Source organism: Pseudorhodoplanes sp. (genome assembly GCF_050250235.1).
Classification (GTDB): Bacteria; Pseudomonadota; Alphaproteobacteria; order Rhizobiales; family Xanthobacteraceae; genus Pseudorhodoplanes.
In genome coordinates this window covers 1-10,587 of the sequence record NZ_JBFWPA010000171.1, presented here as the reverse complement: position 1 = coordinate 10,587, position 10,587 = coordinate 1, and the positions used below count along the sequence as shown (strand labels likewise).

Genomic DNA, 10,587 nt, shown 5'->3' with positions numbered 1-10,587 from the left:
GACGCTCTTCCGATCTGGTGTGATCGACAAAGACCGCGCCTGCTTTCATGCCGGCGAAGGCGCCGTCCGCTCCAAGCGTCACCTGCCGCAGGTCGTCGTCATTGCCGACGCAGCACATGACAAAATCCTGGCCGACGGCGGCCTGTTTCGGGGTGAGGGTGCTGTTCCCGCCGTATTGCGCGACCCATTTTTCAGCCTTCGCGGCGGTGCGGTTGTAAACAGTGACCTCGTGACCCCCCTTGACCTTCAAGTGTCCGGCCATCGGGTAGCCCATCACGCCAAGCCCCAGAAACGCCACCTTCGCCATCGCGCCCTCCCATTTCCATGCGTTTGGCCGATGATCCGAAACCGCGTCACGCCGGTCGGCATCATGGCCCGACGGCCCGTGCGGCCGCCCAGCAACATAAACCGCGGGCAATGTGACGCCTTGTGCGAGGCCGTCAACCCGCCCTATCTAAACCCCGGAACACCGGAGATCGCACAGCGTGGCACCCACAAAGGACCAGATCCGCGAACGTCTCGCGGCGATTGCGGCACCCGGGGGCATGAAGCTCACCGATAGCGGCGCCCTGTCCGACATTGTGGTGACGGACGGCAAGGTGTTCTTTTCGCTCAGCGTCGATGCGGGACAGGTCAAGGCCTGGGAACCGGTACGCCGGGAGGTCGAAGAGGCGGTGAAGGCCATGCCGGGCGTCCGTTCGGCGATGATCGCGCTCACGGCCGAGCGCGCCGGCGGCAAGGCCGCGCCGCCGCCACCGGCGCGCGCGCCCCACGCGCACGGCGCGCCGGCGGGGCCTGCAGGGGTGCCGGGCGTGAAGTCCATCATCGCGGTCGCCTCCGGCAAGGGGGGCGTCGGAAAGTCGACGACGTCGATCAATCTTGCACTGGCACTTCGCGATCTGGGCCTGAAGGTCGGCGTGCTGGATGCCGACATCTATGGGCCCTCGATGCCGAAGCTTCTGGCGATCCGCGAAAAGCCGCAGACCATCGGCGGCACGCGGCTCAAGCCGATCAGCCGGTACGGCCTTGCCGTGATGTCGATCGGCTTCCTGATCGAGGAGGAGACGCCGATGATCTGGCGCGGGCCGATGGTGATGTCGGCGCTGACCCAGATGCTGCGCGAGGTCGAATGGGGCGAACTCGATATCATGGTGGTCGACATGCCACCCGGCACCGGCGACGCGCAACTCACCATGGCGCAGCAGGTGCCGCTTGCCGGCGCGGTCATCGTCTCGACCCCTCAGGACCTCGCCCTGATTGATGCCAGGCGCGGTGTAGCCATGTTCAAACGGGTCAATGTGCCGATCCTCGGCGTGATCGAGAACATGAGCTATTTCGTCTGCGCCCATTGCGGGACGCGATCCGATATTTTCGGTCATGGCGGCGCCGAGCATGAAGCCGATAGGCTGAAGGTGCCGTTCCTCGGCGCGGTCCCGCTGGATATGATCATCCGCGAGACCTCGGATACGGGGTTGCCAGTGGTCGCGACCCGGCCGGACGGACCGCATGCGAAGGTATATCGCGCGATCGCCGAACGGCTGCGAGATGCGCTCGCTGGGCCGGGCGCCGGGCGCGCGGCCCCGATAATCGTGATCGAGGCTTGATCAGGACGCCAGGCAGGGAAAATTCCACAGCGAGGAGGGAGAGATCGCAATGCATGTCATGCAGAGAAGGTTGCTCCGGATTGTCAGCATTGTCTTCACGTCGGTTGCTGCGGCATTGTGCGCGGTACCGGCGCAAGCTCAGAAAGCGCCGGACAAGGTTCTGCAGGAAATCCTGATCAAGACGACATTGCTGACTTTCAACGATGCGAATTTGACGGAAAACTACACCGTATTGCATGCCAGGGCTGCGAAACAGTTCCGCGATCAATTCCCTCCCGAGCGCCTCCAGGAGGCTTTCAAGTCGTTCGTGGAGCAGAAGATCAATCTCAGCCTCATCGCGGCGAAAGAGCCGATCGCGGCCAAGGAACCGGAGGTCGATGATCGCGGCGTGTTGTCGATTGTCGGGCATTTCGACACAACGCCAAGTCATGTCTATTACGATCTTGCCTATGTGAGGTCCGATGGTGAATGGAGGGCGGTCAAGATCAATGTGAACGTCAAGCGACCGGATTCGGATTGACGTTCAGGCCGTCCGGGTTCGAGACTGGCGTTTCTGCTGCGCTGAGGAAATGATGCGGCGCGCCTCGGCCCGGGTGCGCCGCCGCCGATGACGGTTCAATCGTCCACCCACATCCGCAGCAGATTTGCCAGTGATTTCGATATCAGGTCGAATTCCGCGCTCTTGCCGTCACGGACGAAAATGGCGCGCCGCGCGGTGTCGAGATCGAACAGGATTTCACGCCTCGCGGCATCACGCACGAAGCTCCGCGCCCAGCCCGCGACCACGTGCCGATGGCCCCGGGTGACCAGTGCCACCCGATGCAGCGTCGTCGCCGGATAGGCGATCATCGAGCCGGCGGACAATTTGATCGCGTCGTCGCCCGCGGCACTTTCGATCACGAGTTCGCCTCCGTCGTAGCTTTCCGGCGGATCGAGAAATAAAGTGAATGCGACGTCCGTGCGCATGCCGCGCATCAGCGCGTCGTCGACATGGACGCCATATTGCATTCCGGTTTCGGTGCGCGAAAACAGAAGCGGGCTGAGCTGTTTGGGGCGTACCGCCATTTGGAACAGTTCGCTTGCCATGATCCGCGCGGCGACCAGTGACCGCATTTCGTCGAGGTTCTTGTCCCTGGCGTCGGCCTGGCGATTGTTCTTGACCTTGCGGGCAGCGAACCCCGCCGTCTCGCGGCCATCGATGAAGCGGGTTCTGGCGAGCGCGTCGTGCACGGCCGCGAGCTCTTCCGGCAAGAGGATGTCTGCGATCACGATCTGCATATGGTCGATTGGTGCCACGGCTGCAGGGACTTGCGCAAATGCGGCCGGAGCGGGATTGGAACCATTCGAATTCATCGGCCTTGGCCTCGCCACGAGGGGGGACTAAGGAAGCTCTGGAGCGTCGGCGTCCGGCATCCCGTGAGGCAATTCCCATGAAAAATCGAAAAATCTGGATCGGCGTCGGGGCCTTCTTTCTCGCCGGGAGCGGCGGGCCGTTCCCGGTCGCGGCTTCGGATGTCCAGGCGGTGTCCGATGTGCAAGCCGCGGCGCCCGAGGCGCGCCACACTGACTTGCATGCGCGCCTCATGGCGCAGGCAGCAGCGACCTTCGGTCAGGCCGGGGAAGGTGGCGAGGGGGGAGAGGCCGGAATCGACGCCGAAGCCGCGGCGACAGACCCGGTGCAATACGGCGTGGCGTTACAGGTGATCGCCGCGCATTTTCACGCCGGACTTGCGGCTTATGAAGGCAAGGAACAGGAAGCCGGAGCGCAGATGTTCGCGCATGGCCTGTCTGAGGTCTATGTCGCAATGGAAGATGTTTTCAAGAAACTCGGCGTCAGGGATCTCGGCCCGAAGCTCGAGGCGGCCGTGGCCGCCGCCGTCGAGAAGAAGCCAGTCGCGGACGTCAAGCGAAAGGCCAAGGCAGTTTTTTCCGCTCTTGCTGCCGCCGAAAGGAAGGGGCCGACATCAAAGGCGTCCGCGCAGGCGGTGCAGGCCAAGGTGGCGGCCGAACTGCTCGACCGCGCTGCGGCGCAATATGCGGTCGTGCAGAAGGACCAGAATCTTGAAGCCTATCTCGACGGGCTGGGCTTTGCGATTGCCGCGCGCAAGCAGGCCAAGAGCGCGTCGCGATATCTTAAAGGCGTGGACTCGAAGAAGGAAGCGGCCCTGCGCCAGGCCGTAACGCTGGCGGGCCAGGCCTATCCGGGGATCAACCGCCCGGCGCAGCCCCGCGTCAGCCTTACCGAACTGCAATCTTCGGCCTCTGCGGCCAGGCTTGCGGTGTCCAATCTTCCCTGATCGGGTTTCGCCCGAATACCCGTCGAATTTCGCATTGACGCTGCCCCGCTGATTTGTGAAAGGCGTGGCCTTGCTCCGGTCTGGCAACGGCATCAAGTTCGGATGCGCCGCTTGCAAGGCGGGAAACATAATTCAAGAGCCTGTACGGGAGATAAGCATGAAACGCCGTCAGTTTATCGCGACGATTGGTGCGGGCGCGGCAGCCGCCGCGATTGCGAAACCAGCAATCGCGCAAGCAAATCCGGAGATCAAGTGGCGCCTGGCCTCGAGCTTTCCGAAAACGCTTCCCACGCTGTGGGGCGGTGCCGAGACCTTCTGCAAGGCGGTTGCGGAAGCAACCGATAACAAGTTCCAGATCCAGCCCTTCGCGGCCGGCGAGATCGTCCCTGCGCTCGCGGTCGCGGACGCGGTGACGAACGGGACGATCGAGATGTGTCAGACGGCTTCGTACTATTATGTCGGCAAGGACCCGACCTTTGCGCTCGCCTGTGCGTTCCCGTTCGGCCTGAATACCCGCATGCAGAACGCATGGATGTATCAGCACGGCGGCAGCAAGATGCTCGACGACTTCTACGCCAAGTTCAAGTTTGTCGCATTCCCGGCCGGCAACACCACCTGCCAGATGGGCGGCTGGTTCAGACGCGAAATCAAGGATGTCGGCGATCTCAGCGGCCTGAAAATGCGGATCGCGGGACTTGCCGGACGTGTGCTGTCGAAACTCGGCGTGGTGCCGCAGCAGATTGCCGGTGGTGAAATCTACACCGCGCTCGAGAAGGGAACGGTCGACGCTGCGGAATGGGTCGGACCCTTCGACGACGAGAAACTCGGTCTGCAGAAGGTCGCGCCGTATTACTATTATCCGGGCTGGTGGGAAGGCGGCACCACGATCCACAATTTCGTCAGTGTCGACAAGTGGAACGCGCTGCCCAAGAGCTATCAGCAGATCGTCAAGTCGGCATCGGACACCGCCAATGTCACGATGACTGCGAAATACGACGCCGAGAATCCGGGCGCGATCAAGAGCCTGGTGTCCAAGGGCGCGCAACTGAAGGCCTATCCGCAGCCGGTGCTGGATGCCTGCTACAAGGCAGCGAACGAAGTCTATGCGGAGATTTCGGCGAGCAACCCGGAATTCAAGAAAATCTACGACAACATCGCAGCGTTCCGGAGCGACCAGTATCTGTGGTGGTCGGTTGCCGAGTATTCCTATGACACCTACATGATCCGGGCGCGCACGCGCTCCTGACCGGCGCCACGAACCGGTGACGCGATCACATGGGCCGGCCGGCAAGGCCGGCCCTTGTTCTTGCAGCGATACGGTCTTGCGCGGTCTCGATTACTTGATCACAGGCGGCGTGTCGAACTGGAGCGGCGGCGGCACCCCGATGCCGGGCAGATTCCTGAACTGCTCCTCGACCTTCGCCGGGTCGGTTTTCACCTGCGCGCCCTTGTAGTGCAGCACCATGGCCGGGAAGGCGATGACCAGCGCGACCATGATGCACTGAATGACCACGAACGGCACCGCGCCCCAGTAGATTTCGCCGGTCGTGACCGGCGGCATGCGCTTGCCGGTGACGCGATCAATGTAGAAGTCGCGCGGTGCCACCGAACGCAGATAGAACAGCGCGAAGCCGAACGGCGGATGCATGAACGAGGTCTGCATGTTGACCGCCAGGATGACGCCAAACCAGATCAGATCGATGCCGATCCGCTCCGCCGCCGGCGCGAGCAGCGGGATGACGATGAACGCGATCTCGAAAAAGTCGAGAAAGAAGGCCAGGAAGAATACGAAGATATTGACGAAGACCAGAAATCCCATTTGCCCGCCGGGGAGCCCGAGCAGCAATTCCTCGACCCAGCGATGTCCGTCGACGCCGTAGAAGGTCAGCGAGAATACCCGGGCGCCGATCAGGATGAAGAGGACGAAGGCGGAGAGCTTGGCGGTGGACTGCGCCGCCTGTCTGGTCAGATCGACGCTGAGGCGGCGCTTTGCGATGGCGAGCAGCATGGCGCCGACCGCGCCCATCGCTCCGCCTTCGGTCGGGGTGGCGACGCCGATGAAAATGGTGCCAAGCACGAGAAAGATCAGGGCAAGCGGCGGAACCATTACGAAGATCACCTGCTCGGCCAGCACCGACAGCAGGTTCAGCCGCACGAAGCGGTTTGCGACTGCAATCGCAAAAGCGATCGCGACCCCGAGCGACATGGTCAGCACCACGAAATCGGAACCGGCCGGCACGTTCGTCGTGCGCATGTAGAGATAGGCCGCGGTTCCGGAAATCATCACCACCACCAGCAGCGAAAGCACGCCGCGGCGGCCGTCGGGCTCCTTGTATGTCAGGGCGTCGGCCGGCAGGCCCGGAGCGGCGCCCGGCTTCAGCATCGCAATCAGGAAAACATAGCCGGCATATAATGCGGACAAGACCAGTCCCGGAATGAAGGCGCCTTCATACATGTCGCCGACCGAACGGCCGAGCTGATCGGCCATCACGATCAGCACGAGCGAAGGCGGGATGATCTGTGCAAGCGTGCCGGACGCCGCGATCACGCCGGTTGCGACCCTGCGGTCGTAGCCGTAGCGCAGCATGATCGGCAGCGCGATCAGGCCCATCGAAATAACGGACGCGGCGACGACGCCGGTGGTGGCAGCGAGCAGGGCGCCGACAAACACCACGGCATAAGCGAGGCCGCCGCGGATGGTGCCGAACAATTGCCCGATGGTGTCGAGCAAGTCCTCCGCCATGCCGGACCGCTCTAGGATCAGTCCCATGAAGGTGAAGAACGGAATCGCAAGCAGCGTGTCGTTGCTCATGACGCCATAGACGCGCTCAGGCAGGGCTTGCAGGAAATCCGGCCGGAACAAGCCGAGCTCAATGCCGACCAGCCCGAAGAACAATCCGTTTGCCGCGAGCGAAAACGCGACCGGATAGCCAAGCAGGAGAAACACCACGAGCGAGCCGAACATGATCGGCGCCATGTAGTGGATCAGAAGCTCAGTCATGGCTGTTCCGGCGGCTCGGCTGTCACTTTTCGGGCTTGATATCGGCGAGCAGCCGTTCGGCTTCGGCTTCCGCCGGATGGAGCGAATGCTCGTAGGGGTCGGGGATGCTCCCGGTCATCACCGCGATGCGCTTGATGAGCTCCGAAATACCCTGGAAGAACAGAAGCGTGAATCCGATCACGACCAGCGATTTCGCCGGCCATTGGGGCAGGCCGCCGGCGTTGAAGGATTGCTCGTTGAGCCGGAACGAGGCGAGGAAAAACGGCCAGCCCGTGACGATCATGACGATGGTCAACGGAAGCAGGAATGCGACGTGACCGAATACGTCAATCAGATTGCGGACCTGTCTCGGAAACAGGCTGTTCACGATGTCGATGCGGATGTGCTCGTTGGACATCAGCGTCCAGGGCGAGCAGACCATGAAGATGACGCTGAACATGATCCATTGCAGTTCGAGCCACGCATTGGAAGAGAGGTCGAACATCTTGCGGCTGATGGCATTGCCGGCCGATATGATGACGACAATGACCACCAGCCAGGAAACCCATTTGCCAAGCCGCGAATTGATGGCGTCAATCAGCCGGCTTACGGTGAGCAATGCCTGCACGGCGCAATCGTCCCCTCGAAATCGAAAGCCGCGGCGTTCCCGATTGGCCGGTCTGTCGGCCGGTTTTGCTCACCTAATCCGAACCTTGCCGTGGGCGTCAATGGGAAGTTCAGGCTGGCGGCACCGTGCGTGCCGCGAGTTCGCGCCGCCGGACCGCCTCGCGGTGCAGCGCATAAAGCCCGCTCAACGCGATCAGTGCCGCGCCCGCAATCGCAAACCGGTCCGGGATTTCGCCGAAGGCCACATAGCCCGCGATGCCCATCCAGATCAGCAGCGTGTAGCGAAACGGCGCGACCGCCGCGATTTCGACGCCGCGAAAGGCATGCACCACGAGATAGGTTCCGACACCGAGAAACGCGGACGCGATCGCGATGCTGGTCCATTGCGGGATATTCGGCATTGTCCAACTCTCGGTCAGTCCGATCGCCGCACCCGAGAAGGTCACCGCGACGGTGCCGTACAGCCCGACGATCAGGGAGGGGATCGCCGGATCGATGCGGCGGGTCGTGAGATCGCGACCTGCGGAAAAGAAAGCGGCGGCGAGGCCCGCCAGGGCCCAGGAGTCGAAAGTCCCGACCCCCGGTTTCACGATGAACAATGTCCCGATCAACCCTACGCCGATCGCGCACCAGCGCCGCCAGCCGATGCGATCACCAAGCACCAATGCGGCAAGTGCGGTGAGGATCAGCGGCGCGGTCATGACCACCGCAGAGAGATCGGCAATCTTCATGTTCACCAGAGCGGCAATGAAGAACACCGTGCCGAGCGCGTCGAACAACGCGCGCCACAACACGGTCGGCCTGGCTGCGGAGACCATTGAACGCAGATGGCCCGTAACGGCGATCATGGCGATCAAAATCACAACGGACAGCATGCCACGCAGGAACAGCACCTGGCCGAAGGGCAGTTCGCGCGCCACGAGTTTGACGAAGGCGTCGTTGGCGGTATAGGCCGCCATGCCAAAGGTCAGCGCGATCATGCCGCGACGATTGGCAGCGTGCTGGCTCACGGAAAAGGGTCCGGACTTCAGCAGCGTCAGCCGCCGGTGACGCTCATGTGGCGGGGCAAAGCAGGACGCGTGTGGCGGCGGTCAATCACAAAATCATGCCCCTTTGGCTTGCGTGCCACGGCCGCTTCGATGGCGGCATGCAGCGCTTCATCGGATTCGGACGCACGCAGCGGGGTGCGCAAGTCTGCGGCGTCCTCCTGCCCGAGGCACATGAACAGCGTGCCGGTGCAGGTCAGCCGTACCCGATTGCAGGACTCACAAAAATTGTGGGTCATCGGTGTGATGAAGCCCAGCCGTCCGCCGGTCTCGGCGACCCGCACGTACCGGGCCGGGCCTCCGGTCCGGTGATCGATCTCGTCCAGGGTGAACCGCTCCGAAAGCCGGCCCCGCACCATCGACAGCGGCAGATACTGGTCGAGCCGCGCTTCGCCGACATCGCCCAGCGGCATCACCTCGATCAGCGTCAGATCCATGCCCCGGCCATGCGACCATTCCAGCAGGCCGGCAATTTCGTCCTCGTTCACGCCCTTGAGCGCAACCGCGTTGATCTTGACCTTCAGGCCGACGGCCTGAGCGGCATCGATGCCCCCGATCACACGGGCCAGGTCGCCCCAGCGGGTGACGGCGCGGAACTTGTCCGGATCGAGGGTGTCCAGCGAGACATTGACGCGCTCGACGCCGTGGTCCTTCAGTTCCGCTGCATATTTAGCGAGCTGAGAGCCGTTGGTTGTAAGGGTCAGTTCCTCCAGCGCGCCTGTGCGCAGATGTCGGGACAGCGAAGCGAACAGGGTCATGATCCCGCGCCGGACCAGCGGTTCTCCGCCGGTCAGGCGAAGCTTGCGAACACCACGAGAAATGAATGCGGAACAGACCCGGTCCAGTTCCTCAAGGGTGAGCAGGTCCGCCTTCGGCAGAAATGCCATGTCCTCGGACATGCAATAGACGCAGCGGAAATCGCAACGGTCGGTGACCGAGACGCGCAGATACGAAATCGCCCGCGCAAACGGGTCCACCAGCGGCTGGCGCGGGGCTTCTCGGCTCAGGTCGATCGGTTGCGGTGCAGCATTCATGATCGGGCTCACCCCCATTCATATAGGGCTTTGCAGGGCCCGGCAAAACCCTTTGACCTGCCCGCGTTGCGCGCTATCAGGGCGCCTATGAGCATGCCCCAGGCGTGGCCGACCGAGTTGCGCCTCAGCAAGGACCGCAAGACGCTGACGGTTGCTTTTGACAGCGGCGAGCGCTTCGAGCTTTCGGCCGAATATCTGCGCGTCAAAAGTCCGAGCGCGGAAGTGCAGGGGCATTCGCCGGAGGAGCGCAAGACCGTTCCCGGCAAGCGCGAGGCAATGATCCTGGAAATCCTGCCGGTCGGGAATTATGCGGTTCGCCTGACCTTCGACGACATGCATTCCACGGGAATATACGCCTGGGACTATTTTGCCGAACTCGGCCGCAACCACGCGCGTCTCTGGCAAGACTATCTCGACGAACTCGCGGCAAAGGGATTGTCGCGCGATCCGGCCGTCCGCAAGACATAGGCGATGATTCCGGATCGCGGACTTTCGTATCCGCGGGATGGCAAAACTCACTTCACGACGATGACCTTCGCGCCAATTTTCACGCGACCGTAAAGGTCGATGACGTCGTTGTTCGAAAGCCGGATGCAGCCCGACGAGTCAGCCTCGCCGACCGAATCCGGATCGTGCGTCCCGTGAATGCGATAGATGGTCGAGCCGATATAGAGCGCGCGGGCGCCAAGGGGATTGCCCGGGCCGCCCTTCATGTGACGCGGAAGGCCGGGCTGGCGCTTGAGCATTTCCGGCGGTGGCCGCCAGTCCGGCCATTCGCGCTTGTTGCTGACAGTGTGGATGCCACTCCAGGTGAAGCCGTCGCGGCCGACGCCGACGCCGTATTGCATCGCGCGATTGTTGCCGAGGACGAAATAGAGTTTGCGCTGCTTGGTGAAGACGATGATGGTGCCGGGCTTTTCCTTGGTCTCGAAACCGACCTCCTGGCGCCGCAGCGCGAGAATTTCGAACAGCCCGCGGACTTTCACGTTCTGCGGCGCG

12 protein-coding genes are annotated in these 10,587 nt (G+C 62.7%); 5 read left to right on the top strand and 7 right to left on the bottom strand.

What is annotated here, in order from left to right; translation table 11 throughout:
* On the bottom strand, positions 1 to 307 hold a 307-nt coding region (locus tag AB7F49_RS34795; RefSeq protein ID WP_428530993.1), incomplete at its 3' end, for an NAD(P)-dependent oxidoreductase.
* Positions 308 to 485: 178 nt separating this feature from the next.
* Here AB7F49_RS34795 and AB7F49_RS34790 point away from each other — a divergent pair.
* A complete protein-coding gene (locus tag AB7F49_RS34790; protein WP_428530991.1) occupies positions 486 to 1,604 on the top strand; it encodes an Mrp/NBP35 family ATP-binding protein in 1,119 nt (372 codons plus the stop codon).
* 49 nt (positions 1,605 to 1,653) lie between these two features.
* A complete protein-coding gene (locus tag AB7F49_RS34785; protein ID WP_428530988.1) occupies positions 1,654 to 2,124 on the top strand; it encodes a hypothetical protein in 471 nt (156 codons plus the stop codon).
* 95 nt (positions 2,125 to 2,219) lie between these two features.
* Here the strand turns inward: AB7F49_RS34785 and AB7F49_RS34780 are convergent, their stop codons facing one another.
* On the bottom strand, positions 2,220 to 2,957 hold the full coding sequence (locus AB7F49_RS34780) for a Fe2+-dependent dioxygenase (protein WP_428530981.1): 738 nt from the start codon (positions 2,955 to 2,957) through the stop codon (positions 2,220 to 2,222).
* Positions 2,958 to 3,034: 77 nt separating this feature from the next.
* Here AB7F49_RS34780 and AB7F49_RS34775 point away from each other — a divergent pair, with 77 nt between their 5' ends.
* Both AB7F49_RS34775 and AB7F49_RS34770 read left to right on the top strand, forming a co-directional pair.
* On the top strand, positions 3,035 to 3,901 hold the full coding sequence (locus tag AB7F49_RS34775; protein WP_428530978.1) for a hypothetical protein: 867 nt from the start codon (positions 3,035 to 3,037) through the stop codon (positions 3,899 to 3,901).
* Between the two features lie 157 nt (positions 3,902 to 4,058).
* Positions 4,059 to 5,147: a TRAP transporter substrate-binding protein gene (locus tag AB7F49_RS34770; RefSeq protein ID WP_428530975.1), complete on the top strand. Its 1,089-nt coding sequence runs from the start codon at positions 4,059 to 4,061 to the stop codon at positions 5,145 to 5,147.
* A 90-nt stretch (positions 5,148 to 5,237) separates the two neighbouring features.
* Here AB7F49_RS34770 and AB7F49_RS34765 read toward each other — a convergent pair whose 3' ends face one another.
* The 4 genes from AB7F49_RS34765 to moaA form a co-directional block, all read right to left on the bottom strand.
* Positions 5,238 to 6,902 (bottom strand): TRAP transporter large permease, encoded by a 1,665-nt coding sequence (locus tag AB7F49_RS34765; protein WP_428530972.1) that lies wholly within the window; start codon positions 6,900 to 6,902, stop codon positions 5,238 to 5,240.
* Between the two features lie 22 nt (positions 6,903 to 6,924).
* Positions 6,925 to 7,509 carry a TRAP transporter small permease subunit gene (locus tag AB7F49_RS34760; protein WP_428530969.1) on the bottom strand — a complete coding sequence of 195 codons (585 nt, stop codon included), beginning with the start codon at positions 7,507 to 7,509 and terminating at the stop codon, positions 6,925 to 6,927.
* 109 nt (positions 7,510 to 7,618) lie between these two features.
* Complete coding sequence (locus AB7F49_RS34755) at positions 7,619 to 8,518, bottom strand: DMT family transporter (protein WP_428530966.1); 900 nt, start codon at positions 8,516 to 8,518, stop codon at positions 7,619 to 7,621.
* A 26-nt stretch (positions 8,519 to 8,544) separates the two neighbouring features.
* Positions 8,545 to 9,588, bottom strand: coding sequence for a GTP 3',8-cyclase MoaA (moaA, locus tag AB7F49_RS34750; protein WP_428530963.1), 1,044 nt, complete (start codon positions 9,586 to 9,588; stop codon positions 8,545 to 8,547).
* 93 nt (positions 9,589 to 9,681) lie between these two features.
* Here moaA and AB7F49_RS34745 point away from each other — a divergent pair, with 93 nt between their 5' ends.
* Positions 9,682 to 10,056, top strand: coding sequence for a gamma-butyrobetaine hydroxylase-like domain-containing protein (locus AB7F49_RS34745; RefSeq protein ID WP_428530995.1), 375 nt, complete (start codon positions 9,682 to 9,684; stop codon positions 10,054 to 10,056).
* A 47-nt stretch (positions 10,057 to 10,103) separates the two neighbouring features.
* Here the strand turns inward: AB7F49_RS34745 and AB7F49_RS34740 are convergent.
* Positions 10,104 to 10,587, bottom strand: a 484-nt coding sequence (locus tag AB7F49_RS34740; RefSeq protein WP_428530960.1) for a L,D-transpeptidase, incomplete at its 5' end; no start/stop codon positions are given.

Bases quoted from the DNA above. Each gene is read 5' to 3' on its own strand.
- AB7F49_RS34775 (WP_428530978.1), top strand. From the start codon at position 3,035: ATGAAAAATCGAAAAATCTGGATCGGCGTCGGGGCCTTCTTTCTCGCC.
- AB7F49_RS34765 (WP_428530972.1), bottom strand. From the start codon at position 6,902: ATGACTGAGCTTCTGATCCACTACATGGCGCCGATCATGTTCGGCTCG.
- AB7F49_RS34785 (WP_428530988.1), top strand. From the start codon at position 1,654: ATGCATGTCATGCAGAGAAGGTTGCTCCGGATTGTCAGCATTGTCTTC.
- AB7F49_RS34780 (WP_428530981.1), bottom strand. From the start codon at position 2,957: ATGAATTCGAATGGTTCCAATCCCGCTCCGGCCGCATTTGCGCAAGTC.
- AB7F49_RS34745 (WP_428530995.1), top strand. From the start codon at position 9,682: ATGCCCCAGGCGTGGCCGACCGAGTTGCGCCTCAGCAAGGACCGCAAG.
- AB7F49_RS34770 (WP_428530975.1), top strand. From the start codon at position 4,059: ATGAAACGCCGTCAGTTTATCGCGACGATTGGTGCGGGCGCGGCAGCC.
- moaA (WP_428530963.1), bottom strand. From the start codon at position 9,588: ATGAATGCTGCACCGCAACCGATCGACCTGAGCCGAGAAGCCCCGCGC.